Origin of the sequence: Streptomyces millisiae, from assembly GCF_031845425.1 — a bacterium.
Lineage (GTDB): Bacteria > Actinomycetota > Actinomycetes > Streptomycetales > Streptomycetaceae > Streptomyces > Streptomyces millisiae.
Map to the genome: position 1 here is coordinate 229,203 of NZ_JAVREM010000001.1, position 26,580 is coordinate 255,782.

Genomic DNA, 26,580 nt, shown 5'->3' on the forward strand with positions numbered 1-26,580 from the left:
GCGGCGCCGCCACCGACCGCGCCGCTACAGGATGGCGCCCGGCCGGTAGCCGGCCGCCTCCGGATAGCGCTTGACGACCTCCTCGACCCGCGCCACCACGCCGGCCACCTGTCCCGCGGCCGCGCCGGTGAACGACAGCCGGTCCGCCATCAGCGCGTCGAGCCCGGCCCGGTCGAGCGGGATCCGCTCGTCGGCCGCCAGCCGGTCGAGCAGTTCGTTGCGCTCCGCGCCCTCCCGCAGCGCGAGCGCCGAGGCCACCGCGTGCTCCTTGATGACCTCGTGCGCCGTCTCCCGGCCCACCCCGGCCCGCACGGCCGCCATCAGCACCTTGGTGGTGGCCAGGAACGGCAGGTAGCGGTCGAGCTCCCGCGCCACCACGGGGCGGAAGGCGCCGAACTCGTCGAGCACGGTCAGGAAGGTCTCCACCAGGCCGTCGAACGCGAAGAACGCGTCGGGCAGCGCCACCCGGCGCACCACGGAGCACGAGACGTCACCCTCGTTCCACTGGTCGCCGGCCAGCTCCCCCGTCATCGACGCGTAGCCCCGCAGGAGGACCGCGAGCCCGTTGACCCGCTCACAGGACCTGGTGTTCATCTTGTGCGGCATCGCGGACGAGCCGACCTGGCCCGGCTGGAAGCCCTCGGTCACCAGCTCCTGCCCCGCCATCAGCCGGATCGTCTTGGCCAGCGAGGACGGCGCCGCCGCCAGCTGCGCCAGGGCCGTGGTCACCTCGTAGTCGAGCGACCGCGGGTACACCTGCCCGACCGAGGTGAGGACCTGCCCGAAGCCCAGGTGCCCCGCGACCCGGCCCTCCAGCTCGGCCAGCTTCCGCTCGTCCCCGCCCAGCAGGTCGAGCATGTCCTGCGAGGTGCCCACCGGGCCCTTGACGCCGCGCAGCGGATACCGGGCCAGGAGCTCCTCCAGCCGGCCGAACGCCACCAGCAGCTCGTCGGCCGCCGTGGCGAAACGCTTCCCCAACGTGGTGGCCTGCGCCGGCACGTTGTGCGAGCGGCCGGCCATCACCAGCTCCGCGTGCTCGCCCGCCAGCCGGCCCAGCCGCGCCAGCAGCGCCACCGTCCGGTCCCGCGCCAGTTCGAGCGAGAGCCGGATCTGCAGCTGCTCGACGTTCTCGGTCAGGTCCCGGGACGTCATGCCCTTGTGCACCTGCTCGTGCCCGGCGAGCGCGTTGAACTCCTCGATCCGCGCCTTCACGTCGTGCCGGGTGACCCGCTCGCGCGCCGCGATCGAGGCGAGGTCCACGGTCTCGACCACCCGCTCGTAGTCGGCGACCGCTCCGGGCGCCACCGGCACCCCCAGCTCGTCGAGGGCCCGCAGCACCGCCAGCCACAGCCGGCGCTCCAACACCACCTTGTACTCGGGGGACCAGAGGGCGGCCAGATCGACGGAGGCGTAGCGGGCGGCGAGAACGTTCGGAATGCGCGGCTTGTCAGTCACGCCACCGGATTCTACGGCCCGCTCGCCGGCTCGGTCGGCTGGTCCTCCCAGGTCAGCGGCAGCAGGTCGGGGCGCTTGGGCGCCCGGCCGTCCCCCGAGGAGCGGCCCGTCAACCGGCGCCCGATCCACGGCAGCAGGTGCTCCCGCGCGAACCTGAGGTCCGCGCCCCGCCGCGCCGCCCAGCGGGCCGGCGACGACACGGGCAGCGGCTCGTCCCAGTCGAAGGTCGGCGGGTGGCCCAGGCCCTGCCAGACCGCCTCGGCCACCCGCCGATGCCCCTCGGGCGTCAGGTGCAGCCGGTCGTCCGCCCACATCCGCGGATCGCCGATCGCCCGCGACTCGAACAGGTCGATCACCAGGGCGCCGTGCCGCTCCGCCAACTCGTCGACGAACGAGAACAGCCGCTCCATCCTCGGCCGGTACCGCTCCAGCACCGGACCACGGCGGCCCGGCGTGCGCATCAGCACCAGCCGCCCGCACGAGGGCGCGAGCGCCGCGACCGACCGCTCCAGGGCGTCGCACACCGCGTCCAGGTCGCAACGCGGCCGCAGCACGTCGTTCAACCCGCCGACCAGCGTGACCAGATCGGCGCCCATCGCCGCGGCGACCGGCACCTGGTCAGCCGCGATCTGGTCGATGAGCTTGCCGCGCACCGCGAGGTTCGCGTACCTGAACCCGGCCCGCCGCTCGGCGAGACGGCGGGCCAGCAGATCGGCCCAGCCCCGGTAGGTGCCGTCCGGGAGGGCGTCCGACATGCCCTCGGTGAACGAGTCGCCGAGGGCCACATAGCTACGGTATTCAGCGCTGTCCATGACCGCACCATGGTAGGACCCCGAGGGCCGGCGACGCGGAACGACGGGGCGTCGCCGGCCCTCGGCGGGAACGGGGGGCGCTCAGTGCACGGGGGCCACCGGCGCCTGTTCCCCGGCGGCGTCGCCCTCCTCCGCCGCCAACCGCTCGTTGCCGCTGGCGGTCTTGAGCGGCTTCTCCTTGATGAAGAGGACCACCAGGAAGGCCAGCGCGGCGAACGGGGTGGCGATCAGGAAGAGTTCGGCGGTCGCCACGCCGTAGGCGTCCTGCACGATCTCCCGGATCGGCTCCGGCAGCAGCGACACGTCGGGCACCGAGTGGGCGCCGCCGGACGCGGCCTCGTCACCCGCGGCGGGCAGCTGGCTGGCCATCTCGTCCGCGACCCGGTTGGCGAGCACCGCGCCCAGCACGCTGGTGCCGATGGTGCCGCCCATGCTGCGGAAGAAGGACAGCACGGAGGTGGCGGCGCCCAGCTCGCGCGCCGGCACGTCGTTCTGCGCGGCCAGCACCAGGTTCTGCATCAGCATGCCGACGCCGATGCCCAGCAGGGCCATGTAGACGCTGAGCAGGCCGAAGTTGGTGTCCCGGTCGATGGTGGCGAGCAGTGCGAGGCCGACCGTCATCACCACGCCGCCGATGACCAGGTGGATCTTCCACACGCCGGTGCGGGTGATGATCTGCCCGGCGACGGTCGACGACACCAGCAGTCCCATGATCATCGGCAGGCCCATCAGGCCCGCGACCGTGGGGGAGTTGCCCAGCGAGATCTGGAAGTACTGGGAGAGGAAGACGGTGCCGCCGAACATCGCGACACCCACCAGCAGGCTGGCGACGGTGGTCAGGGTGACCGTCCGGTTGCGGAAGATGTCCAGCGGGATGATCGGCTCGGGCACCCGGGCCTCGACCCAGACGGCGGCGGCCAGCAGCAGGACGCCGCCGATGGTGAAGGCGGCCGTCTGCCAGGACATCCAGTCGAACTCGTTGCCGGCCAGGGTGATCCAGATCAGCAGCGAGCAGACGCCGGAGACGATCAGGAAGGCGCCCAGGTAGTCGATCTTGATCTCGCGGCGGGTGGTCGGGATCGACAGGGTGCGCTGCAGCGTGACGATCGCGGCCAGCGCGAACGGCACCCCGATGAAGAAGCACCAGCGCCAGCCCAGCCAGGAGGTGTCCACCAGCACGCCGCCCACCAGCGGCCCGGCGACCGTGCCCACGGCGAAGACGGCGCCGAAGATGCCCGCGTACTTGCCCAGCTGGCGCGGCGGGATGATGGCCGCCATCACCACCTGGACGAGCGCGGTGAGACCACCGGCGCCGATGCCCTGGACGACCCGGCTGAAGATCAGCAGCCCGACGCCCTGCGAGAAGCCGGCCAGCAGCGAACCGACGACGAACATGGCGAGCGACAGCTGGAGCAGCAGCTTCTTGTTGTAGAGGTCGGAGAGCTTGCCCCACAGCGGGACGGTGGCGGTCATCGCCAGCAGCTCGGAGGTGACGACCCAGGTGTAGGAGGACTGGCTGGCGCCCAGGTCGGCGACGATCCGGGGCAGCGCGTTGGCCACCACCGTGCCGGCCAGGATGGCCACGAACATACCGGCCATCAGGCCGGTCATCGCCTGCAGGATCTGCCGGCTCGTCATGGCGGCCGGACTGTGTTCCGGCGCCTCGGTTGGACTCACGGTTGTTCCTTCTCGGTGACTCGGTGAAAGGGATCCGGCGGGGACCCACGCGCGCGACGCGCCACGCGCGGGTCGGCCGTCAGTGGTCGGCCGGCCGGGCGCCGGTCGTCGGCGGTGACGCCGGCAGCCCGGCGGCAAGCTGTGCGAAGGCGCTGTGGAAGATCGGCAGGAACGCCTCGCTGGAGGCGGCGCTCCAGTGTTCGATGGCGACCCGGACCGCGGTGCCGGCCGTGGCCGCCACCAGACGTGGGTAGAGGCCGACGGAGTCACCCGCCGGCTCGCCGAGCCGCTGGGCGACGGCCTCCGCGAGGCCGCGCTCGTCCGCCATGTGCGCGCCCAGGCTGCGCACCAGCAGGTGCGGCGCCTGTTGGAGGACCTCGGCGCGCAGGCGCCACAGCTCGTGCCGGTCCTCGACGTCCGCCAGTTCGGCTGCCAGGGCGTCGCGCACGGCCTCGAGCGGGGACAGCCGCGCCGGCGCGGCGACCACCGCGCTCCTGACCCGGCGCCCGGCGTCGCTGTCGATCATCACGAAGGCGTCGTCGCGGTGTTCGAAGTAGTTGAAGAAGGTGCGCGGTGAGACGCCGACCTCGGCGCTGATCGCCTCCACGGTCACGTTCTCCGCCCCCCGCGCCGCCGCGAGCCGCACCGCGGCCTCGGCCAGCGCCGCCCTGGTGGCGCGCTTCTTCCGCTCGCGCAGCCCCAGGGCCCCCGTTCTCTCACCCACGTATTGCAGGGTATGAAAAAATGCAGAACATGCAAAATTAATTTTCAGTGGGTGCCGGGACGGCGGAAGACGGCCGTCACATGACCGCCGGCACCCCTCACTCCTCCGGGTGTTTCTCCCCGCCAACGTCGTCCTAGAGGCTGACAGCTGGCCCGGTGGCCCCCTCCCGGTGTGGAAACGTGTGCCCCCGCCGCAGGGCGACCGCACCACACCGCACCGAGCCGACCGCGCCCCACCGCGTGTCGGGAGGACGAGGGAGAGACATGTACGAATGGCTGCGCGACACCATGGTGGGCAGACTCCAACTCCCCGCCGCCGGTGTGCGTCCCGAGGCCACCCCCGAGGAGGCCGGGCTCGACTCGCTCGCCGTCACCGAACTGGTGTTGATCGCCAGGCAGGAACTCGGCCTCGAGCTCGACGAGGACGAGCTCTACGGGCTGCGGACCGTGGCGGAGGTCGCCGAGTTCCTGCGCCGCCGGACCGAGCCAGTAGCGCCGTGACCGCCGGCCGGCCCGCCACCGTGCTCAGCGGCCTCGGCTCCTGGCTGCCCCCCACCGTGGTCGCCAACGACACCGTGGCCGCCAGGCTCGGCGTCAGCGAGGAGTGGATCCTCCAGCGCACGGGGGTGCGGACCAGGCGCCGCGTCGAGCCGGGCACCGCCACCGTCGAGATGGCCGTCGAGGCCGGCGCCCGCGCCCTGAAGTCCGACGGCGAGGGCCAGGTCGACGCCGTCCTGCTCGCCACCGGCACCCCCGACCGCATCTGCCCGTCGAGCGCCCCCACCGTCGCCGCCCGGCTCGGCCTGTGCGGCGTCGCGGCACTCGACGTGTCCGCCGCCTGCTCCGGCTTCCTCTACGGCCTCGCCGTCGCCGACGGCCTCCTCGCCGCCCGGACCTTCCACCGGATCCTGCTCGTCGGCGCCGACACCATGTCCTCCGTCCTCGACCCCGAGGACCGCACCACCGCCGCCATCTTCGGCGACGCGGCCGGCGCCGTCGTGCTGCGCGCCGGGGACCCCGCGGAGCCGGGCGCCCTCGGCCCCTTCGTCCTCGGCAGCGACGGCGACCACGGTGACTTCATCCACATCACCGGCGGCGGTTCCCTCGACCGGCGCGGCCCCGTCGCGCTCACCATGGACGGCAGGTCCGTCTTCCGGCACGCCCTCCACCGGATGGGCGGCGCCGTCGCCACCGCGGCCGAGCGGGCCGGCTGGTCGCTGCACGAGGTCGACCGGTTCGCCGTCCACCAGGCCAACGCCCGCATCTCCCGGGCCCTCGCCGCCGACCTCGGCGTCGACCCCGCCCGCTGGGTCAGCAACATCGAGCACGCGGGCAACACCACCGCCGCCTCCGTCCCCCTCCTCCTGGACCACGCCAACCGGGACGGCGACCTGCGCCCGGGACACCGCGTCGTCCTGGCCGCGTTCGGCGCCGGGCTCACCTGGGGCGGCACCAGCGTCACCTGGCCCACGCTCGCCGCCGGGGACTGACGGCCGGGCCGCGCCACCGCCCAGCCCACCCCACGCAAGGAGCCCCACCCATGCCGACCACACCCCACCCGGCCGACACCGCCCGGCCGGCGTTCCCCGCCCTCGACCGCCACCTGCGCCGGATGGCGCACGACGGCAGCGGCCACTTCCTGCTCAGCGGCCTCGTCCTGGAGCTGGCCGGCCCCCCGCCCACCATCGACGAGCTGCGCGCCCACGTCCGTGAACGGCTGCCGCTGCTGCCCACCCCCTCCGACGCGCCCGTCGAACGCCACGTGCGGGAACTCCGCGTCACCCCGGGCCCGCACGCGGCGGCCGCCGCCCACGACGAACTGGTCAACCGGCCGCTGGCCTGCCCGGAGGAGCCCTGGGACGTCTGGCTCGTCCACGGCTTCGGCACCGACCGCCACCTGCTGTGCTACCGCGCCCACCACGCCCTGCACGACGGCCTCACGGTGGCCAGGATCAGCCGCCTGCTCTTCGGCACCGCCCCGGCCACGCCCGCCGCTCCCCGGCCGCCGGCCCCCCGACCACCGTTCGGAGCCCGCGTCGCCGGCCTCACCCGCGTCACCCGCGACGCCGCCCAACTGCTGCGCCCCGCCCCGCGCCGCCCCCTGCTCGACCTGCCGCGCAAGAACGAACGCCTCCTCGCCAGCACCACCGTCCCCGTCGGCCGGCTCCGCTCCGCCGCCGGCCGCCTGGGCTGCTCCGTCCTCGACGTCCACCTCGCCGCCCTCTCCCGCGCCGCCGAACGCTTCGACCCCACCGGCTGGACCGGCGAGGGCCGGCGCGCCCGCGGCTTCGGCCTGCCCGTCGCCCTCGGTCAGGACACCGGCCGGCCCTACGTCGGCAACCGCTTCACCATCGCCCTGGTCCCGGTGCCCTGGCGGGAGCCCGACCTGGCCCGCCGCGCCCAGCTGATCGCGCGTCACACCGCCCGCCTCAAGCCCAGATCCACCCGGTGGGCCCACGAGGTCACCCTCGGCCGGCTCGGACCGCGCGGCGTCAGCGCCCTCTCGGACCGGGTCTTCGCCCGCGCCGGCCTCCAGACCACGGTGGTCACGGCCGCCGCCGACCTGGGGTACGAGGGCCGCGAGCCGCTGCGCGTCACCCCCATCAGCTGCCTGCCGGCCCACCTGCCCTGCCTGCCCGCCCTCGTCGTCTGGCGCTCCCAGGCGACCTGCGCCTTCACGGCTGACGCCGCCTTCCCCGAGGCCCGTGAGCTCGCGGAACACTGGCGGGCCGCGCTGGACGAGCTCGCCCCCGTCCCCGCCCAGCGGGACCAGGACCGGTGAGCCAGCCGCCATGCCCGTCTACCGCGCCACCCGAGCCCTGATGCGGCTGGCCGCCGCCACCGCCTGCCCCACCACCGTCGAGGGCCTCGAACACCTGCCGCGCACCGGCCCCGTGCTGCTGGCCGGCAACCACCTCGCCGCCTGCGACACCTTCTTCCTGATGGCCGCCGTCCCCCGACGCCTGGTCTTCTTCGGCAAACGCGAGTACTTCACGGCACCCGGGCCGCGCGGTCGCGCCCTCGCCGCCTACTGCGGCGGCCTCGGCTTCCAGCCCGTCGACCGCCGCGGCGGCCCGGCCGCCGCCCGCCGGTTCGTCGCCACCGGCGCCACCCTGCTCGCCGCCGGAGCCGCCCTGGCCATCTACCCCGAGGGCACCAGGTCCCCCGACGGCCGGCTGCACCGCGGCCGGCCCGGCACCGCCGGCATCGCCCTCACCACCGGCGCCCCACTGGTGCCGTTCGGGATCGCCGGCACCGACCTCGTCCAGCCGATCGGCACCACGTTGCTCCGGCCGCACCGGGTCAGGATCCGCTTCGGCCGGCCCCTCGACTACTCGGCCCTGCGAGACCGCCCGCCCCGCCTCGACGGCGCCCCCGCCACCGCGACCCTGCGCGAACTCACCACCCAGTTGATGCACCGGATCGCCGAACTGTCCGAGCAGCCCTACGTCGACGCCCCCGCCGCCCCGCCGCTCCCGGTGCCCCGCTGACCGGACCTCAACCCGACACGGCCACCGGCGCGTCGCCGAACGGCGCGCCGGCCCAGGACACCGCCCGCCACCCCCGCCCGGGCTCGCCCTCCAGTGCCACCACGCCGCCGTTGGGCACCTCGTGCGCCAGCACGAACTCGACCGACACGTTCACCGCCCGCACCGCCGTCCACACCCGGATCGCCGAGCCGTGGCCGACCACCGCCACCGCCGACCCCGCCGCTGCCGCCTCGGCCACCACCGCGTCGAGCCGGCCCAGGGCCTCGGCGCCGCTCTCCCCGCCCGGCATCCGCACCTCGGTCCGCCCCCGCGCCCAGTCACAGGCCACCCGCCGGTAGGTGCCGACCGCCGCCGCGTCCCCCCGGCCCTCCAACTCCCCGGCCGCAAGCTCGCGGAGGCCGTCCCTGAGCCGCGGTCGGAGCCTCCTGGCGGTCGCCAGCGGTTCCGCCGTCGCCACCGCACGCGCAAGTGTGGACGCGAAGAGCGCGTCGATCCGCTCGCCGGCGAGCAGTTCGGGCAGTGCCGCCGCCTGCCGCCGCCCCTCGGCCGTCAACTCCTCGCCGGGCGCCGCCGTGTCCAGCAGCCCGGCGAGGTTGGCGGGCGTCTGCCCGTGCCGGATCCACAGCAACCGCATGGGACCGGCCGCTCACTCGTGCGGGTGGGTGGCCGGAACCGGGCTGTTCACCCAGTGGCTGGCGAATCTCGCCTCGATCTCGTCCATGGAGGCGGTGAACTCCGCCAACAGGTCGGCGCAGCACTCAGAGACCCCGTAGAACACCTCGGCGCCCTGTTCGTCGATCCGGTAGAGCATCTCCATCATCACGCCCCCATCAACGACGGCGCGGAGGGCCGGAAGTGCGCCGACGGGGTGAGCTAACGTTTCAATCGGCGCCGGCTCACCCGGGCGGCGTGCCACGCCCCGCCGGGTCCTCGCCCAGCGCCAGCTTGCGGAGCTCGGGGCCGTACTCCGGATGGGCGAGCGCCGCGGCGAACTGGGCGCGCAGATAGCCGAGCGCGTTGCCCGTGTCCCACCAGGTCCCGTCCACCACCTGTCCGAACACCGGGTGCTCGCCCGCGTGCCGGTGGATCGCGTCGGACAGCGCGATCTCGCCGTCCGGCCGCGTCCGGTGCCGGCCCGTCATCCGCTCCAGCTCCGCGACGATCCCCGGGGTGACGACATAGCCGCCGATCGCCGCGTACGCCGACGGGGCGTCCTGCGGCTTGGGCTTCTCCACCAGGCCGTCGATCCTGATCAGCCCGCCGCCCAGCTCCTCGCGCACGATGGGCACGCCATAGCGGTGCGACTCCTCCGGCTCCATCGGCATCAGGCTCAGGACGGGCGCGCGGGTGCGCTCGTAGGCGTCGAGGAGCTGCTGGGCGCGCGGCACCTCGGAGGTGAAGACGTCGTCCGGCCACAGCACCATGAAGGGCTCGTTCCCCACCACCCGCGCCGCGTTCAGCACCGGGGTGCCGTTGCCGTAGGGGCCGTCCTGGTAGAGGTAGGTGATCCGCGCCATACCGGTGACCTCGAGCAGCGCGTCGGCCAACGCGGCCTTGCCGTCGGCGCGCAGCCGCAGGTCGAGGTCCTCGTCCGGGGCGAAGTGCTGCTGCACCAGCGTCTTGCGCGTGGAGACGACGATGGTGACGTCGTCGATCCCGGAGGCGACCAGCTCCTCGATGGTGTGCTGCAGCACGGGCTTGTCGAGGATCGGCAGCATCTCCTTGGGCAGTGCCTTGGTCAGCGGCAGCAACCGAGTGCCGAGCCCCGCCACCGGGATGACGGCCTTTCGGATCATGAGTGATGACTTCCTTCCGGAACGGGGTGCGGGTGCTGACGGTACGAGGTCGGCCCCGGTTCTCCAAGCGGCGACGGCCGATGGCGTGAAAGCGCCCCCGCCTTCCGGAAGCGGGCCGCCGCCAGGCGCGCGGCGGCGGCCCACCGGATCAGGCCGTGTGCAGACGGAGCCCGTACGCCCCGAGGATCTCGTTGACCGGCTGGTACCAGGTCTCGCCGCCGGTCGAGCAGTTGCCGTAGCCGCCGGAGGTCACACCCTGGGCCTGGTCACCGCTGATGTACGAGCCGCCGGAGTCGCCCGGTTCCGCGCAGACGCTCGTCCTCGTCAGCCCGTACACGACCTCGCCCGACGAGTAGTTGACGGTCTCGTTCTTGCCGCGGAGCGTGCCGCAGTGCCAGCCCGTGGTCGACCCGGAGCGGCAGATCGAGGCGCCGATCGGCGCCTCGTTGGAGCCGCGCACCAGGGCGTCCGACACCGTGCCCCAGCCCAGCACCACCGGCACCGTCCACCAGCCGTTCCCCACGCTGACCCAGGCGTAGTCGTTGCCGGGCCAGGAGGAGCCCTGGATGTAGCCGATCAGCGAGCCGTCCCAGCCGTAGACCGCCTGGCCGGGGCGGCCGCAGTGCCCGGCGGTGACGAAGCCGCCCTGCACCGAGAAACCGATGGAACAGCGGACGTTGCCCGTGTAGAACGGGTCGCCGCCGACCGTGCCGGCCGCGAACGGCACGGGCGCCTCGCCCGGGGCCTCCTCGACCGTCACCGCGCCCTGCCGGCGGGCGTCGGCGAGGAACGCGGCGACCTCGGCGTCCTCCTCCTCGCCCGCGACGACGCTCACCACCACCGTGTTGGCCCGCGGGTCCACCCGCCAGCCGCTCACGCCCGCGGGCGCCCCCGACCGCTCCGCGAGCGCGTCGACGGACTCCAACGCGCGGGTGAGGTCCCGCTCGCTGTGCCGCACGAGCTCGGCCCGCGCCCCGGTCGCCCGCACCGCGTCGGCCCGGTCCTCGTCCGCGACGGCGACGACCAGCTCACCGGCCTCGGCGTCGTACCAGGCCCCGGCGAACGCCGCGCCGGCGGCCCGCTCGGCGTCCTCCTGGATCTCGATCGCGACGGCCTCGTCGCGCAGCCGCTCCCGCGCCTGTGCCTCGGTCAGGCCGAAGTCCCGGCGCATCGCCTCCACGATCGCCTCGCTCGCGCCCTCCTCCGCCGTGGCCCGGTCGGCGGCGGCCGCGCCGGTGCCGCTCAGGGCGCCGATCAGCAGTAACGCGGACAGCCCGAGTCGCAGTCCTGACGTGCGTCTCATGTGGGGGTTCTCCTTGGTGTCGTTCGACGGGGAACAGGGAGAATGAGAGCGCTCTCATCGAAACTCGCGGACCAGACTAGACCCAGTGGGTTGTCATGACTAGACCAATGGCTAGCCCTTGACGCAGACCACCTGCTTGAGCTGGGCCACCACCTCGACCAGATCCCGCTGCCGCTCGATGACCTGCTCGATCGGCTTGTAGGCGGCCGGGATCTCGTCCACCACCCCGCTGTCCTTGCGGCACTCCACGCCGCCCGTCTGCTCGACGAGGTCGCGCGCCGTGAACCGCCGCCTGGCCGCCGCCCGACTCATCCGCCGGCCCGCGCCGTGCGAGGCGGACTGGAAGGACGCGGTGTTGCCCAGGCCCCGGACGATGTACGAGCCGGTGCCCATCGAGCCGGGGATGATCCCCAGCTCCCCGGCGCCGGCCCGGATGGCACCCTTGCGGGTGACGAGCAGGTCGACGCCCTCGTACCGCTCCTCGGCCACGTAGTTGTGGTGACACGAGACGACCTCGTCGAAGCGCGGCTTCGCCTTCCGGAACTCCTTCCGCACCACGTCCTGGAGCAGCGCCATCATCAACGCCCTGTTGTGCGCCGCGTACTCCTGCGCCCAGAACAGGTCGTGCCGGTAGGCCGCCATCTGCGGCGTGCCCGCGATGAAGACCGCCAGGTCCCGGTCGACCAGGCCCTGGTTGTGCGGCAGCCGCTGCGCCTCCCCGATGTGGAACTCGGCGAGCTCCTTGCCGATGTTCCGCGAACCGGAGTGCAGCATCAGCCAGACGGCGCCCTCGGTGTCCAGGCAGACCTCGATGAAGTGGTTACCGCCGCCCAGCGTGCCGAGCTGCTTCCCGGCGCGCTCCCGGCGGAAGGCGACGGCCTCCGCGACGCGCCCGAACCGGGACCAGAGGTCGTCCAGGCCGGCCGTGCCGATCCCGTGCAGCCGGCCGGGGGACACCGCCTCGTCGTGCATGGCGCGCCCGACCGGGATCGTCTCCTCGATCCGCGACCGCAGCCGCGACAGGTCGCCCGGCAGGTCGTTCGCGGTGAGCGAGGTGCGCACCGCCGACATCCCGCAGCCGATGTCCACCCCCACCGCCGCCGGGCACACCGCGCCGCGCATGGCGATGACCGAGCCGACGGTGGCGCCCTTCCCGTAGTGCACGTCGGGCATCACGGCCAGCCCGTGGATCCACGGCAGCGTGGCGACGTTCTGCAACTGCCGCATGGCGACGTCCTCGACGCCGGCCGGATCCGCCCACATGCGGATCGGCACCTTCGCGCCCGGCAGCTCCGTGAATCCCATGGCCATTTCTCCCCCGTGTCGGTGACTCTCCGTCACCTATTGTGGGTCACGGGGTGGGGGCGGGGGCAATGGGTTTTCTCAGAGGTAGACGCGGAAGACCGCGGTGTCGGCGTAGGTGTGGAGGCCGTCGAGCAGCAGGTCGACGTACTCGGTCCCCGGGGGTATCGCGAAGCCGAGCTCGCCGGTCGCCGTCTCGCCGGGGGACACGTTCAGCTCCAGTGGGGGCATGAGCTCCCCGAAGCTGTCGATGATGTCGTCGGCCTCCGCCCCGCTGTCCGTGGTTCCCCGCAGCCTGAGGTCGAGGTCGAGGGGGGCCTGGCCGGTGTTCTCCACGGTGACCGTCACCTGCACGGTCTCGTCGTTCTCGCCGATGCCGGCGGCGTACTCGCTGGGCGTGTAGGGCGCGAAGTTCCCCACCGAGACGTTCATGCCGTTGTCGAAGTGCGCGACCTGCCCGGCGCGGAAGTCGTACTCCGCCCTGTCGGTGCTCGTCGTCCGGTCCTCGCCGCTCGACAGTTCGATCGCCTCGGGGTCGAGGGCTTCCGTCTCCGTCTCCGACACCTCCAGGGAGGCGCCGGAGGGGTCGTCGCCGGCGTCCGAGCCCCCGTTCGCGAGGATCCCCACCACGCCGCCCACCGCCAGGACGCCGACGAGCGCGGCGGCCAGCAGGCCGCCCCGGCGGCGGCCGGGCGGGGTCGGTGCCATCGGCGTGGTCGGGCCGAAGCCGCCGACCGGCGGGGTCGGCGCCGCCGGGTACGCGGCGGCGGTCGGCGCGGCGTATGGCGCGGGTGGCTGGGCCAGCGGAGCGGCGAACGCCGGCGCGGCGGGCGCGCGCGCCGGTTCCTCCGAGTCGAGCAGGCCCACCGCCTGCCGGCCGAGGCCGGCGAGCAGCCCGGCCGGCAGCCACGGGTCCCGGGTCTGGTCGTCCCACCGCACGGTCTCGTCCGTGGCCGCGATGATCTGTTCCACCGTGGGCCGGTCGGTCGGCAGTGGCGCCAGGCAGCCGGTGACCAGTTCCCGCAGCCCGTCGCCCACCCCGGAGAGGTCCTTCTCGTCCTGCAGGATGCGGAGCATCAGCACGTGCACGGCGCTCTCGGGGCCGCCGAACGGCGACCGCCCGGTCGCCGCGAAGGCCAGCACCGAGCCGAGGCAGAACACGTCGGAGGCCGGCGTCAGGCGGTCGCCCCGGCACTGCTCGGGCGACATGAAGCCGGGGGAGCCCACCACGGCGCCGGTCCTGGTGAGCGCCGACGAGGTGACCTCGGCGGCGCGCGCGATGCCGAAGTCGATGACGCGCGGGCCGTCGATGGTGATCAGCACGTTGGACGGCTTGACGTCCCGGTGGATCAACCCCGCCGCGTGGATGTCGCGCAGGGCCCGGGCGAGGCCGTTGGCCAGGGCGAGGACGGAACGTTCCGGCAGCGGTCCGTGCTGCCCGCCCCTGACCACCTCGGTCAGCGAGGGCCCGGCCACGTAGCCGGTGGCCACCCACGGGGTGTCCGCCGCCATGTCGGCGTCCAGCACCGGGGCCGTCCACTGCCCGCCGATGCGCCGCGCGGCCTCCACCTCGTTCCTGAACCGCTCCCTGAACTGCGGCTCGTGCGCCAGCTCCGGCAGCACCAGCTTGATGGCGACGGTCCGCCCCCGGCTCGACCGGGCGAGGTAGACCTTGCCCATGCCCCCGGCGCCCAACCTGCCGACCAGTCGGTACTCCCCGATGACCTGTGGATCCGTCGGGCCGAGTGGCTGCATGGCCGGTTCCCCCCTGTGCGTGGCGCGATGCCGCTGCGAACTGGGCGTCAGCCTAGAGCGGCCGCCGACGCGCGGGGCGGCCCGGTGAGCCAGGACAGGCAAGTGTTACAGGTCTGTTGAGCGTTCACGGCCAACGGTCCTCGCCGCCCTCGGAGCGCGCCGCGCGACGGAGGTGCTCGGCGAGCTCCACGGTGGCGGGCGACGGTGCCCCTGGCTTGGCGCCCCAGGCCAGCAGCAGGCTGCGGCGGGCCCAGGGGTCCCGCAGGTCGCACACGTCGAGCGGATGGCCGGAGTCGATGGCGCGGCGCGGCACGACGGCGAGCCCCACCCCGGCCGCCACGAGGGCGACGAGGACGCTGAGGTTGGCCACGCTGGTGCGGTAGCGCACCGCCGGGGCGTGGGGGCCGACGCTCGTCTCGATCCAGCGGCGCAGCGCCGAGTCCTCGTGCAGTCCGACGAGTGGGTGCTCGGCGACCTCGCTGTAGGCCAACGCGGTCCGCCCGGCCAGCACTCCGCCGGCCTGGCCGATCACCACGAGGGAGTCGTCGCCGAGCGACTCCACGCGCAGGCCGCTGTCGCCGGCCTCGTTGTCGATGACGACCCCCAGGTCCGCCTCGCCGTCCGCGAGCATCCGCACGGTTCGCGGGGTGCGGCTCTCGGAGACCGTGACGTCGACGTCCGGGTGCGCGCGGAGGAAGGAGACCAGGGCGTGGGGGAGGAGCCGGTGCGTCGCGGAGCCGCCGGCCAGCAGGGTCAGCGAGGTCGTCCGGGCGGTGGTGTAGCTGGCGACGGCGCCCTCGAGCCTGGCGGTCCGCGTCAGGACGTCGCGGGCGTGGCGGGCGAGGGCCATGCCCGCCGGGGTGGGCCGCACGCCACGCCGGCCGCGGACCAGCAGCGTGACGCCGGCCTGCTGCTCCAGCGAACGCACCCGGGCGCTGGCCGACGGCAGGCTCAGGTGCCTGCGGCGGGCGCCGGCCGTGATCGAGCCCTCGGCCACGATGTCCACGAAGAGCCGGAGGTCGTCCAGGTCGTAGCGCATGGCCTCAGCCTAAGGCTGTGCCTGAGGCAGGCTTCGTCGATAACGCATTGTGCTCCCCTCGGGCGGCGGGCGATGCTCGGTCGGTGTCCGACCTGCTGATCGTCCTGTTGGCCGGCGTCGTCGCCGGGGCGCTGAACTCCGTGGGCGGCGGGGGCACGTTCGTCGCGCTGCCCGCGCTGGTCGCGGTCGGACTCACCCCGGTGACGGCCAACGCCGCGTCGACCATCGCCCTGGTGCCGGGCGCGGTGGCCAGCGTCTGGGTCTACCGGCGCCAGCTGGCCCCGGTGGGGGAGACCTCGACGGCGGCGCTGACGACGACCAGCGTGGTCGGGGGCGGCCTCGGCGCCGGCCTGCTGCTGGCGCTGCCCGCGGACTCGTTCGCCGCGGCGGTGCCCTGGCTGCTCGCCTTCGCCACCCTCCTGCTGGCCTTCGGCCGCCGGCTCTCCCGGGCGCTCACCACCGCCCTCGGGCGCTCCGCGGCCCTGGGCCCGAGGGCCGTCCTGGTCGGCCAGTTCCTGCTGGCCGTCTACGGCGGATACTTCGGCGGAGCCGTAGGCATCATGATGCTCGCCCTGTGGAGCGTCGGCCTGGGGCTCGATCCGGCCGTCAGCAACCCGATGCGGGTCGCCCAGGTGGGGACGGTCTACCTCACCGCGACGGTGCTCTTCCTCGTGGCCTCCGACGCCCTGCGCACCCCGGGGCTGCTGGGCGCCATGCTGGCCGGCGCGGTGGCCGGCGGCTTCGGCGGCGCCCATGTCGCGCGCCGCCTTCCCGCCGGCCCGCTGCGCGGCGTCATCCTCGGCACCGCCGTGGCCATGACGGTCCTCTACTTCCTGCGGGGCTGACGCGCCGCTGTGCGCGAGAGGGCTTGACGACCTCTCCGACCGTTCCTAATTTGTCAGCGCGTTTGACAAAAGCTCGAACCACGGAGCGCACCACCTCACCTGTTCACGGGAGAGCATGTGATGACAGCTCGGTTCCGCCATGCCCACACCCGCCCCCGGCGCCGCCCCGCGCTGGCCGTCCTCACGATCCTCGCCACGCTCATCGGCGCCCTCCTCGGAGCCGGCGCCGCCACGGCACATCCAGGACACGGCGCCGAGTCGTTCAGCGCCCTGGTGTTCAGCAAGACCTCCGGCTTCCGACACGACTCCATCGAGGCCGGTATCGCGGCCATCGAGGAACTCGGCGCCGAGAACGGCTTCGAGGTCACCGCCACCGAGGACGCCTCCGTCTTCAACGACCAGGACCTCGCCCAGTACGAGGTCGTCGTCTGGCTGTCCACCACCGGCGACGTCCTCGACGCCGACCAGCAGGCCGCGTTCGAGCGCTACATCCGCGCCGGCGGCGGCTACGCCGGCGTCCACGCCGCCTCCGACACCGAGTACGACTGGGCCTGGTACGGCGGCCTGGTCGGCGCCTACTTCGCCAACCACCCCGCCCAACAGGACGCCACCGTCAAGGTCGAGGACCCCGCGCACCCGTCCACCGCCGAACTGCCGGTCCGCTGGGACCGCTACGACGAGTGGTACAACTACCGGGCCAACCCACGCGGCGACGTGCACGTCCTCGCCTCCCTCGACGAGACCACCTACACCGGTGGCTCGATGGGGGCGGAGCACCCGATCTCCTGGTGCCAGAACTACGACGGCGGCCGCGCCTGGTACACCGGCATGGGCCACACCACGGACTCCTACTCCGACCCCCGCTTCCTGACCCACCTGCTCGGCGGCATCCGCTCCGCCGCCGGCGTGGTGGCCGCCGACTGCACGGCGTCGCTGACCGGGAGCTTCGAGAAGGTGACCCTGGACGACAACACCAGCAACCCGATGGAACTGGCCGTCGCCGACGACGGCCGGGTCCTCTACATCGACCGCAACGGCGCCGTCCGCGTGGTGCGCGCCGACGGGACCGTCGTCACCGCCGCCACCCTCCCGGTCTACACCGGCCAGGAGTTCGGCCTGCTGGGTCTCGCCCTCGACCCCGGGTTCGCGCGGAACGGCTGGATCTACCTCTACTACTCGCCCGCCGGCGACGATCCCGTCGACCGCGTCTCCCGCTTCACCGTGAGGCGCGACGACACCCTGGACCTCGCGAGCGAGAAGGTGCTGCTCGAGGTCGACGTCCAGCGTGAGCAGTGCTGCCACGCCGGCGGCGCGCTCGAGTTCGACGGCCACGGCAACCTCTACATCGCGACCGGCGACAACACCAACCCGTTCGCCTCGGACGGCTACGCCCCGCTCGACGAGCGGGCGGGCCGCGCCGCCTGGGACGCCCAGGCCACCTCGGCCAACAGCGCCGTGCTGAACGGCAAGGTGCTGCGCATCACCCCGCGCCCGAACGGCGGTTACACGATCCCGAGGGGCAACCTCTTCAGGCCGGGCACGCGGGACACCCGCCCCGAGATCTACGCCATGGGCTTCCGCAACCCCTTCCGCATCGGCGTGGACCCCACCACGGACCACCTCTTCGTCGCCGACTACGGGCCCGACGCCGGCAGCGCCAACCCGGACCGGGGGCCCGACGGCCGGGTCGAGTGGAACATCGTCGACCGCCCCGGGTTCTACGGCTGGCCCTACTGCGTCGGCGACAACACCCCCTACGTCGACTACGACTTCGCCACCGGCACCTCGGGCGAGGCGTTCGACTGCGCCGCGCCCGTCAACGACTCGCCGAACAACACCGGACGCGCCCGGCTGCCCGCCGCCGTCCCGGCCGAGCTGTGGATGGGCGCGTCCAGCACCGGCGTTCCCGAGATCGGCTCCAGCGGCGCCCCCATGACGAGCGGCGCCTACCGCTACGACCCCGACCTGGACTCCGAGCGCGCCTGGCCGGCCTACTACGACGGCAAGGTCGTCTTCGCGGACTGGAACGACGGCCGGCTCTTCTCCGTCCAGCCCGACGAGGACCGCACCGGCGTCGCCGACGTCTCACGCATGCTCGGCGGCATGTCGTTCACCCGCCCGCACGCCATGCAGTTCGGCCCCGACGGCGCGCTCTACCTCATCGAGTGGGGGAGCGGATTCGGCGGCAACAACACCGACTCCGGCGTCTACCGGATCGACTACGTGCAGGGCAACCGCGCGCCCCTCGCCCGCTTCGACGCCAGCCGCACCTCGGGGCCGCTGCCGCTGGAGGTCACCTTCGACGCCACGGAGTCCCACGACCCCGACGGTCAACCGGTCACCCTCGCCTGGGACTTCGACGGCGACGGCACCCAGGACAGCACCGCCACGACGCCCACCCACACCTACACCGAGCCCGGCCGGTACACCGCCCGACTGACCGTCACCGACCCCGACGGGCGCAGCTCCGTGTCCAACCTCGACATCACGGCCGGCAACTCCGCCCCCGTCATCGAGATCACCGCCCCGCCCGACGGCGGCTTCTTCGAGTTCGGCGACACCATCCGCTACCAGGTCACCGGCGGCGACCCCGAGGACGGCGAGCTCGACTGCGAGCAGGTCGTCGTCCAACCGGCCCTCGGGCACGACGAACACTCCCACGGCTACGAGCAGTACCGTGGCTGCGCCGGCACCTTCCCGCTCCCCGGCGACGAGGGCCACACCGGCGCGAACATCTTCGGCACCGTGACGGTCACCTACACCGACCAGGGCGCCGGCGAGGCGCCGCCGCTGACCACCCAGGAGGTCCTCGTCCTCCAGCCCAAGCACCGCGAGGCCGAGCACTTCGACGCGACGGGCCGCCTCGAGTCGGCCCCCGGCGGCGGCGTCCCGGGGGTCCAGCCGGAGACCACCGGCGACTCCGCCGGCGGTGGCCGGAACATCGGGCACATGGAGGACGGCGACTGGTGGGCCTGGGACCGCACCAACCTCACCGGCATCGAGGAGATCGGCCTGCGCGCCGCCTCCCCGGAGGCCGGCGCCACCGTCGAGGTCCGCACCGGCGACCCCGACACCGGCCCGACCGTGGCGACCATCCAGGTCCCGCCCACCGGTGACTGGCAGGTCTACCAGGACGTGACGGCCACGATCGACCCCGCCGCCGAACCGGTCGGCGGACCGCTCTACTTCGTCAAGACCACCGGCCAACTCAACGTCAACTGGGTCGAGTTCATCGGCCCCGGCATCAGCGAGAGCTGACCCGACGGCGAACCGGGCTGGAACGCCCCGGGCACTCCGGGGCGTTCCGGCGGTTCAGCGTCGGTCGCGCTGCGCCTCCGCGATCCGCCGGACGACGTCCCCGCCGCGCGGCCGGCGCCCACCGCGCTCGGCCAGGCTCGGGAACTGGCCGGCCAGCGCGCACAGCAGCCGCAGCCGCAGCGGCGCCACGTTGACCTCGCCGCGGTCCGCCTCGACCGCCCCGACGACGGCCGCCGCCACCTGCTCCGGCGTGACCGTCGGCACGCTCACCGGCGTCGGTTCGCCGGCCGCCGCGAACATCCCCGCGTCCCGCACATAGCCCGGCTGCACGAGCGAGACGCCCACCCCCGAGCCCCGCAGGTCGAGACGCAGACCGTGCGCGAAGCCCCGCAGACCGAACTTGGACGCCGTGTACATCGAGGAGAGCGGCGTCGCCGCCTTACCCGACATCGAACCGACGAACACCAGATGGCCACGCCCCGCCGCCACCATGCGCGGCGCCAGCAGCCTGGCCAGCATCACGGGCGCGCGCAGGTTCACGTCCAGCGCCCGGTCGATCTGCTCGGGCGTGTACTCCAGCAGGTCCCCGGTGCCCGGCAGCGCCGCGTTCGCCACCAGCACGTCCACGTCCCCGCACTCCCGCGCCAGCCGCCGCACCTGCTCGGGATCGGCCAGGTCAGCGGCCACGACCCGGGCGCCGAGCTCGGCGGCCAACGGCTCCAGCGCGTCCGCCCGGCGGCCCGAGACCACCACCGCGGCCCCCTCGGCCGCGAGCCGGCGCGCCAACGCGCCGCCGATCCCGCCCGCCGCGCCGGTCACCAACACGGTCGCTCCAGTGATACGCATCACGGTGCCTCCCACCGGGCGACGATAGCGAGCGCCCACCCGTGCCGACAGAGCGTGTTTCGCGCCACCGAGGCCGAGTTCCGACACCCTCGTCTACCATCCGACCGTGCCTCTCATCCGCCTGGTGCGCCGGTCGCCGCTGCCGGCCGCCGAGGCGTGGCGGCGACTCACCAACTGGCCACGCCACGGCACCCACGCCCCGCTGACCCGCGTCACCGTCACCCCGCCGGGACCGACCGGGACCGGCACCCTGGTCGTGGCGCGCACCGGCGTCGGCCGGCTCGCCTTCGACGACCCGATGGAGGTCACCGCCTGGCAGCCCCCGACCGCCGCCGGGCGGGGCTTCTGCCGCCTCGACAAACGTGGCGCGTTCGTGCTCGGTTGGGCCGAGATCGAGGTCCACGCCGAGGACGGCGGATCCCACGTGGGCTGGCGCGAGGACGTGCGCGTCAACCGGCTGCCCCGCGCGCTCGACGCGCCCACCGGCTGGGCCGGCCGTCTCCTCTTCGCGCACCTCCTGGACGCCCTCCTCCGGCACCCGGTCCCGCCCCGTCCACCGAGGAGGACCCCGACATGACCGCCGTCGTCACCGGGCTCTGGTACTACCCCGTCAAGGGCTGCGCCGGGACACCGGTCACCGAGGCGCCCCTCACCCCCGCCGGCCTGCGCCACGACCGCAGCTTCGTGGTCGTCGACGGCGACGGCGTGACCCGCACCCAGCGCCGGCATCCGCGCCTGGCCGCCGTCCGCCCCGAGATCACCCCGGACGGCGACCGCCTCACGCTCCGTGCGCCGGGACACGAACCGGTGAGCGTCGCCGTCACCACCGACGGCCCGACGGGCCCGGTCGACCTGTTCGGCACCGCCTTCCGCGGCGTCGACCAGGGGGAGACGGCCGCCGACTGGCTCTGCGAGGTGCTCGGCGCGCACAGCCGGCTGGCCCGCCTCCCGCCCGACCACCACCGGGTGACCGACGGCCTGACGCCGGGCACCTCCGGCTACGCCGACAGCTGCCCGATCCACCTGCTCTCCGCCGCCACCCTCGACCTGCTGGACCGGCGGCTGGCCGACCGGGGCGAACCGCCGCTGCCCGTCGACCGCTTCCGACCGAACATCGTCGTCGACGGCTGGCCCGAACCGCACACCGAGGACCGCGTCCGCCACCTCACCGTCGGCGAGACCGAACTCGGCTACGCCAAGCTCGCCATCCGGTGCGCCGTGACCATGGTCGACCAGGAGACCGGCAGGCGGGCGGGCCCGGAGCCACTGCGCACGCTCGCCGGTTACCGCCGCGCGGCGGAGGGCGGTGTGGCCTTCGGCGCCAAGTTCGCCGTGCTGCGCGCCGGTCGGGTCCGGCTCGGCGACGCCGTCACCGCCGGCACCCGGCACGAGCGAGCCGCGCCGTAGCCTTCGTCGACGAGTCGACAGGGGGTACGCCTTCTCCGCCGAGTGGGCGCCGGGCGGCCGGGAGCCCTCCTGCTGCTCTACACCGACGGCGTCACCGAGGCCAGGGACGGGCACGGCACGTGCTACGACCCGTCGACCAGCCTGCGCGACCGCGTCTTCGACGACCCCGACGCACTCGTGGACGCCGTCATCGACGACGTCCTGGCCCACACCGGAGGCAACCTGCACGACGACACCGCCGTCCTGGCCGTCCACCACCCGACGGACGCCCCGGCGGCGGGTCACCTGCCAGGACCGGGGGAGCCGGCGGGGTAGCGGCGGCGTGGGCTCACCCGGCGGACGGACGGGGCCCGTCGCCGGTGCCGGCGACGGGCCCCGTCGGGCTCGGGCGGTCGCTACAGCGACCGGATGCGGATGTCGCGGAAGGAGATCACGTCCGAGGTGCCGTGGGTCTGCAACCCGATGTACCCCGTGTCGTGCTGCCGCCCGTCGGTGCCCGGGTCGTCGGCGCGCGGCGGGGAGAACAGCTGCCCCGGCGCGTTCTCGAACTCGTTGATCAGCAGCCCGTTGCGGTAGATCCAGTAGTGCTGGTCGATCACCCGGATCTCGTAGTCGTTCCAGACCCCGCCGGGCACCGTCATGGCCTCGCCCCGGTTGACCACGTCGAAGCCGTAGACGGAGCCGGTCTTGTACTGGTCGCCGTAGCGGCCGTCGTAGATCTGCACCTCGTGGCCGTACTTGATGGCGACCCACTCGGGGCGGGACTCCTCGGGGTGGTTGTGCACCCGGGGGAAGCGGACGAAGACCCCGCTGTTCGCGGAGGCGTCGCCGGGGGCGTCGTCGCGGAACTTGAGCCGCAGCGAGAAGTCGCCGTACTGCGCCTCGGGGAACCACAGCATGCCCATCCCGGGGACGGTGGTGCTGCTGGTGACGGAGCCGTCGTCGTTGAGCTCGAAGGCCCCGCCGCCGACGTGCGCCCAGCGGTCCAGGGACTGCTCGGTGCCCGTGAGGATCCGCTCGTAGCCGTCCCGGTTGCCGGGCTCGCCGACGTCCGAGCGTTCGGCGGCCTCCCGGATCCGGGTCTGGCCGTCCTCGTCGATCATCCCGGCGATGTAGAGCCGGTCGGTCACGGTGCGGACGTGGGTGAGGAAGGAGCCCTTGGAGGACCAGCCGCGTTCGTCCTCGATGACCTCGTTGATGGTGCAGCCGTCGGGGGCGGTGCGGTTGGGGACGCCCGTCTCCTCGTCGCCGACCATCACCAGCGGCCGGTCGTCGGACTCGGGGCAGTCCGCCGGGGGTTCGCCGGGCTCCTCGGGGTCGTCCGGGGGGACGACGGAGAAGGCGACGGACTCCGTGGCCGACGAGTTGCCGGCGTTGTCGGTGGCCCGGTAGCCCACCGTGTGGTCGCCCACGCTGTGCACCATGACGGGCGCGGTGTACGGCGTGAAGGCGCCGCCGTTGAGGGAGTACTCGATGCCGGCCACGCCTGAGGCGTCGTCCGTCGCGGTGAGGGAGACCGTGGCCATGGTGACGTAGTCGCCGTCGGCGTTCCGCTCGCCGTCGACGGTGGCCGTCACCTCGGGCGGGGTGGTGTCCTCGCCCGACGGCTCGACGACCCGGACGGTCACCGTCTGATCGGCCGAGACGTTGCCCGCCTTGTCCGTCGCCCGGTAGGTCACGGTGTGCTCGCCGACCGTGTTGAGCACGATCGGCGCCTCGTACGGGGTGAAGTCCTCGCCGTCGACGGCGTAGTCGATCCGGTCGACGCCTGAGCCGCCGTCCGTGGCGGCGAGGGTGACGGTGGCGCTGCCGACGTAGTCGCCGTCGGCGTTCCGCTCGCCGTCGACGTCGGCCGTGGCCTCCGGCGGGGTGGTGTCCTCGCCGCTGCCGCCCTCGGTGACGACGAGTTCGCCCTGCATCTGGCCGTGGCCCGGGATGGCGCAGAAGAAGCGGTAGGTGCCGGGGGAGAGGTTGACCGTGACCTCGTACCGGCCGCCGTTGGCGTCGTTGGGGTTGGCCATGATGTTCACGGCGACGTCGTTGTTGTACTCCGGGTTGGAGGTGTCGAACGTCAGCGTGTGCGGCATGCCGGTGGTGTTGCCGGTGGCCGCGCTGTTCTCGAAGACGAGCGTCGCCTCACCGGCGACCGCCGTGGTGGGCGCGGACAGGTAGCGGGTGATGTCGTTGTCCGCGGTCCAGGTGAGCACCTGCTGGGCGGCCGGGTCCCGGCCGTCGGCCGGCCGTTGGTCGGCCCGGGCGCCGGGGAGCGTGCCCAGGGCGAGCGCCGCCAGGCACAGGGCCAGCAGCACCGCCAGCCGGCGGCGTGCGGTGGCCGCCCGTGCGGCGGCGACGGCGCGTGTACTGCCGTGTGTCATTGCTCGTTCCTCCCTTCTGTCTCGGAGGGCGGGTCAGGATCGGTTGTCCAGCAGGTCGTCGGGCAGCGGGGTGGGCGGTCCGCCGGTGTAGGTGACGCGCCACAGCGCCGAGGCGGAGTCGGCGTTGAAGAAGCCGCGACCGTAGTCCAGGACGTACAGCGAGCCGTCGGGGGCGAACTTCCAGTCCATCAGGTTGCGGATGCCGCCCTGGCCGACCGGGATGATCCGGTCCAGGCTCTCGGCGTGCACCGGGATGCCGCCGCCGGCCACGTTGCCCGGGTCGGTCACCACGGCGTGCCGTGGCTGGTCGCCGTCGTAGAAGTCGCCGACGAACCACTTGCCGTCCCAGTACGCGGGCCAGGCGACGTCGCTCTCCCGCTCCTCGTCGTAGCGGTAGACCGGGCCGTTCATCGTGGCCTGGCCGCCGCCGGTGAGCCAGGGCAGCAGGAACCGCTGGTCCTGGGCGCGGTAGGTGGGGACGCCGTTCGCGTCGCGCGGGTAGTCGGGGGCGCCGCCCTGCGGCGAGTACCAGATGTTGTTGGGGGTGACCGGCGGGAGCTCCACCAGGCCGTCGTTGTGCGGGGAGTCGTTCCTCGGGTTGTCGCAGTCGTACCAGCCGAGTGGCTGGGTGGGGTCGGGCAGGTTCCGGTCCCGGTAGGGCTGGTTGTTGCCCATGCAGTACGGCCAACCCCGGTTGCTGGCCCGGGTGATGACGGCGAACGTGTCGTACTTGGCCGGTCCCCAGGTGGTGCTGGGGTTGGCGGCGTCGGGCCCGACCCAGCCGGCGTACAGCCAGTCGGTCTCCGGGTCGATGGCGATGCGGGCCGGGTTGCGCACGCCCATCACGTAGATCTCCGGCCGGGTCAGGCCGCCGCCCTCCTCCTCGCCGGTGAAGAGGTTGCCCTCGGGGATGGTGTACGTGCCGTCGTCCTCGGGGTGGATCCGCAGGATCTTGCCGTTGAGGTTGTTGGTGTTGCCGGCGGTGCGCCTGGCGTCGGCGAAGGACAGGCCCTGGAAGGTGGGCTGCGGGTTGTTCCCGGAGTAACCGTCGCTGAACCCGGAGGAGTTGTTGTCGCCGGTGGCGATGTAGAGGTTGCCGTCCGAGTCGAAGTCCATGCCGCCGCCGGCGTGGCAGCAGCTGTGGATCTGCACCGGCCAGGACAGCAGCGTCCGTTCCGAGGCCAGGTCGATGGTGCCGGACTCGGGGTCGAAGGTGAAGCGGGAGACGCGGCGCTCGGCCACGCGTGCCTCGCGGTCGATCTCCGAGTGCGGCGTCCAGTGCAGGTAGATCCAGTTGTTGTCGAGGAAGTCGGGGTCGAGCGCGATGCCGAGCAGCCCCTCCTCGTTCTTCACCAACTCCTCGCCGCCGCCCTTGTTGCCGAAGACCTCCAGCGTGGCGGCGAGGGACACGTCCTCGGTGTCCGGGTCGTAGACGTGGACGGTGCCCGGGCCGAGGCCGATGTTCGGGTCGTTCCAGTCGGTGACCACCGGGGCGTTCGACCAGCGTCCGCCGCGGCCGATGTAGAAGACGCGGCCGTCGTCGGCGATGTCCAGGCCGTGTGGCTCGCCGATCTGGTCCAGGGCCTCCGGCTGGTTGGGCGCGGTGATCCGCTCCGCCTGGTAGTTGTCGTCGATGGTGGCCTGGCAGTCGGCGCGGGTCAGCCGGCTGGCCCACAGCAGCGCGCCACGCAGGTGCTTGCGGAAGTTCTCCTCGACGAAGCTCCGTTCGGTGCCGCCCATGCCGGTGTAGAACGAGCGGCCGCCGTCGAAGTCGCGGCACCAGGAGATGGGGTGGTCCCAGCCCTCGGCCCCGCTGCCCGGCGTGTAGCTGCGCTCCCTGACCCGGGCCACGGTGTGCACCTCGCCGCTCGGGTTCTCCGTCCAGTTGAACCAGACGTCGCGGCGGGCCCACTCCAGCGGCAGGCCCCGGGTCGCCGGGTTGACCCGGTCGCCGGCCTCCACGACGGCGGTCTGCGCCTGTTGCGGGCTGCCCGGGTCGGGGCGGGTGCCGATCAGGTCGGTGAACCAGGTCGAGTCCGGCTGGGCGCGGGCCGCGTCGTGCAGCCCGACGAAGCCGCCGCCCATGCGCACGTAGTTCTGCAGGGCGGACTCCTGCCGGTCGGTCAGCACGGTGCTGCCCGGGGACAGGAAGACGATGGCGTTGTACTCGGTCAGCCCGGCCGGGTCGAAGACCGCCGGGTCCGTGGTGGTCTCGACCTCGAAGTGCTCCTGGCTCGGCCCCTGGACGCTGAGCGCCTCGACGGCCTCGACGCCGGCCCGGGACCGTTCGGGCGGGGCGTCGGCGCCGTGGAAGACCAGCACCCGGGCTTCGGGACCGCCCGGCATCGGGTCGGTGGTGGACAGGCCGTCGGCCGAGCCGGCGGCGGCCGGTGCTCCGCCGAGCAGCGCGGTGGTCATGGTGACGGCCAGTGCTAACAGCAGTGGTGTGCGGCTCATGGCGTGTCAGGTCCCTCTCGGGCGACAGCAGAGACGCCG

Annotated in this window: 23 protein-coding genes; 9 read left to right on the forward strand and 14 right to left on the reverse strand. The window is 73.5% G+C overall.

The features are described from left to right. Positions 1–24: 24 nt before the first annotated feature. The 4 genes from purB to RNC47_RS01020 all read right to left on the reverse strand — a co-directional run bounded on the left by purB (position 25) and on the right by RNC47_RS01020 (position 4,668). Positions 25–1,455, reverse strand: a complete 1,431-nt coding sequence (gene purB / locus RNC47_RS01005; RefSeq protein ID WP_311594640.1) for an adenylosuccinate lyase — start codon at positions 1,453–1,455, stop codon at positions 25–27. Positions 1,456–1,466: 11 nt separating this feature from the next. Further along, positions 1,467–2,267 (reverse strand): SGNH/GDSL hydrolase family protein, encoded by an 801-nt coding sequence (locus RNC47_RS01010; protein ID WP_311594641.1) that lies wholly within the window; start codon positions 2,265–2,267, stop codon positions 1,467–1,469. A gap of 81 nt (positions 2,268–2,348) precedes the next feature. Then, the gene (locus RNC47_RS01015; protein WP_311594934.1) at positions 2,349–3,905 is read right to left on the reverse strand and encodes an MDR family MFS transporter; all 1,557 of its coding nucleotides are present in this window, start codon (positions 3,903–3,905) and stop codon (positions 2,349–2,351) included. 118 nt (positions 3,906–4,023) lie between these two features. Further along, positions 4,024–4,668 carry an acyl-CoA-like ligand-binding transcription factor gene (locus RNC47_RS01020; protein WP_394814681.1) on the reverse strand — a complete coding sequence of 215 codons (645 nt, stop codon included), beginning with the start codon at positions 4,666–4,668 and terminating at the stop codon, positions 4,024–4,026. 263 nt (positions 4,669–4,931) lie between these two features. On the opposite strand from RNC47_RS01020, the gene RNC47_RS01025 reads away from it, so the two are divergent. Genes RNC47_RS01025 through RNC47_RS01040 form a run of 4 tightly spaced genes read left to right on the forward strand, consistent with a single transcriptional unit; the run spans position 4,932 to position 8,158 of the window. Then, positions 4,932–5,168 (forward strand): acyl carrier protein, encoded by a 237-nt coding sequence (locus tag RNC47_RS01025; protein ID WP_311594643.1) that lies wholly within the window; start codon positions 4,932–4,934, stop codon positions 5,166–5,168. Further along, complete coding sequence (locus tag RNC47_RS01030) at positions 5,165–6,157, forward strand: beta-ketoacyl-ACP synthase 3 (protein WP_311594644.1); 993 nt, start codon at positions 5,165–5,167, stop codon at positions 6,155–6,157. The genes RNC47_RS01025 and RNC47_RS01030 overlap by 4 nt, the downstream gene beginning before the upstream one ends. 50 nt (positions 6,158–6,207) lie before the next feature. Beyond that, positions 6,208–7,449 (forward strand): wax ester/triacylglycerol synthase domain-containing protein, encoded by a 1,242-nt coding sequence (locus RNC47_RS01035; protein WP_311594645.1) that lies wholly within the window; start codon positions 6,208–6,210, stop codon positions 7,447–7,449. Between the two features lie 10 nt (positions 7,450–7,459). Next, positions 7,460–8,158 (forward strand): lysophospholipid acyltransferase family protein, encoded by a 699-nt coding sequence (locus RNC47_RS01040; RefSeq protein ID WP_311594646.1) that lies wholly within the window; start codon positions 7,460–7,462, stop codon positions 8,156–8,158. A 7-nt stretch (positions 8,159–8,165) separates the two neighbouring features. Here RNC47_RS01040 and RNC47_RS01045 read toward each other — a convergent pair whose 3' ends face one another. From RNC47_RS01045 to RNC47_RS01075, 7 genes are all read right to left on the reverse strand, one after another. After that, positions 8,166–8,792 (reverse strand): histidine phosphatase family protein, encoded by a 627-nt coding sequence (locus tag RNC47_RS01045; protein WP_311594647.1) that lies wholly within the window; start codon positions 8,790–8,792, stop codon positions 8,166–8,168. A gap of 12 nt (positions 8,793–8,804) precedes the next feature. Next, on the reverse strand, positions 8,805–8,978 hold the full coding sequence (locus RNC47_RS01050) for a hypothetical protein (RefSeq protein WP_311594648.1): 174 nt from the start codon (positions 8,976–8,978) through the stop codon (positions 8,805–8,807). Positions 8,979–9,054: 76 nt separating this feature from the next. Then, positions 9,055–9,954: a UTP--glucose-1-phosphate uridylyltransferase gene (locus RNC47_RS01055; RefSeq protein WP_311594649.1), complete on the reverse strand. Its 900-nt coding sequence runs from the start codon at positions 9,952–9,954 to the stop codon at positions 9,055–9,057. A gap of 148 nt (positions 9,955–10,102) precedes the next feature. Beyond that, positions 10,103–11,257: a S1 family peptidase gene (locus RNC47_RS01060; RefSeq protein WP_311594650.1), complete on the reverse strand. Its 1,155-nt coding sequence runs from the start codon at positions 11,255–11,257 to the stop codon at positions 10,103–10,105. A 111-nt stretch (positions 11,258–11,368) separates the two neighbouring features. After that, positions 11,369–12,562: an RtcB family protein gene (locus RNC47_RS01065; protein WP_311594651.1), complete on the reverse strand. Its 1,194-nt coding sequence runs from the start codon at positions 12,560–12,562 to the stop codon at positions 11,369–11,371. A gap of 78 nt (positions 12,563–12,640) precedes the next feature. Then, positions 12,641–14,314 carry a serine/threonine-protein kinase gene (locus tag RNC47_RS01070; RefSeq protein WP_311594652.1) on the reverse strand — a complete coding sequence of 558 codons (1,674 nt, stop codon included), beginning with the start codon at positions 14,312–14,314 and terminating at the stop codon, positions 12,641–12,643. A gap of 124 nt (positions 14,315–14,438) precedes the next feature. Beyond that, positions 14,439–15,353, reverse strand: a complete 915-nt coding sequence (locus RNC47_RS01075; protein ID WP_311594653.1) for a LysR family transcriptional regulator — start codon at positions 15,351–15,353, stop codon at positions 14,439–14,441. 83 nt (positions 15,354–15,436) lie between these two features. On the opposite strand from RNC47_RS01075, the gene RNC47_RS01080 reads away from it, so the two are divergent. Next, positions 15,437–16,198 (forward strand): sulfite exporter TauE/SafE family protein, encoded by a 762-nt coding sequence (locus RNC47_RS01080; protein WP_311594654.1) that lies wholly within the window; start codon positions 15,437–15,439, stop codon positions 16,196–16,198. Positions 16,199–16,318: 120 nt separating this feature from the next. Further along, positions 16,319–19,456, forward strand: a complete 3,138-nt coding sequence (locus tag RNC47_RS01085; RefSeq protein WP_311594655.1) for a ThuA domain-containing protein — start codon at positions 16,319–16,321, stop codon at positions 19,454–19,456. Positions 19,457–19,510: 54 nt separating this feature from the next. Here RNC47_RS01085 and RNC47_RS01090 read toward each other — a convergent pair whose 3' ends face one another. After that, on the reverse strand, positions 19,511–20,302 hold the full coding sequence (locus RNC47_RS01090; RefSeq protein ID WP_311594656.1) for an SDR family NAD(P)-dependent oxidoreductase: 792 nt from the start codon (positions 20,300–20,302) through the stop codon (positions 19,511–19,513). Positions 20,303–20,408: 106 nt separating this feature from the next. On the opposite strand from RNC47_RS01090, the gene RNC47_RS01095 reads away from it, so the two are divergent. Genes RNC47_RS01095 through RNC47_RS01105 form a run of 3 tightly spaced genes read left to right on the forward strand, consistent with a single transcriptional unit; the run spans position 20,409 to position 22,024 of the window. Continuing rightward, on the forward strand, positions 20,409–20,879 hold the full coding sequence (locus RNC47_RS01095) for an SRPBCC family protein (RefSeq protein WP_311594657.1): 471 nt from the start codon (positions 20,409–20,411) through the stop codon (positions 20,877–20,879). Next, positions 20,876–21,709 carry an MOSC domain-containing protein gene (locus tag RNC47_RS01100; protein WP_311594658.1) on the forward strand — a complete coding sequence of 278 codons (834 nt, stop codon included), beginning with the start codon at positions 20,876–20,878 and terminating at the stop codon, positions 21,707–21,709. Before RNC47_RS01095 ends, RNC47_RS01100 begins: the two co-directional genes overlap by 4 nt. 42 nt (positions 21,710–21,751) lie before the next feature. Continuing rightward, positions 21,752–22,024, forward strand: a complete 273-nt coding sequence (locus tag RNC47_RS01105) for a SpoIIE family protein phosphatase (protein WP_311594659.1) — start codon at positions 21,752–21,754, stop codon at positions 22,022–22,024. An 80-nt stretch (positions 22,025–22,104) separates the two neighbouring features. Here RNC47_RS01105 and RNC47_RS01110 read toward each other — a convergent pair whose 3' ends face one another. Both RNC47_RS01110 and RNC47_RS01115 read right to left on the reverse strand, forming a co-directional pair. After that, positions 22,105–24,084, reverse strand: a complete 1,980-nt coding sequence (locus RNC47_RS01110; RefSeq protein WP_311594660.1) for an OmpL47-type beta-barrel domain-containing protein — start codon at positions 24,082–24,084, stop codon at positions 22,105–22,107. A 33-nt stretch (positions 24,085–24,117) separates the two neighbouring features. Beyond that, positions 24,118–26,541, reverse strand: a complete 2,424-nt coding sequence (locus tag RNC47_RS01115) for a ThuA domain-containing protein (protein WP_394814682.1) — start codon at positions 26,539–26,541, stop codon at positions 24,118–24,120. Positions 26,542–26,580 lie beyond the last annotated feature (39 nt).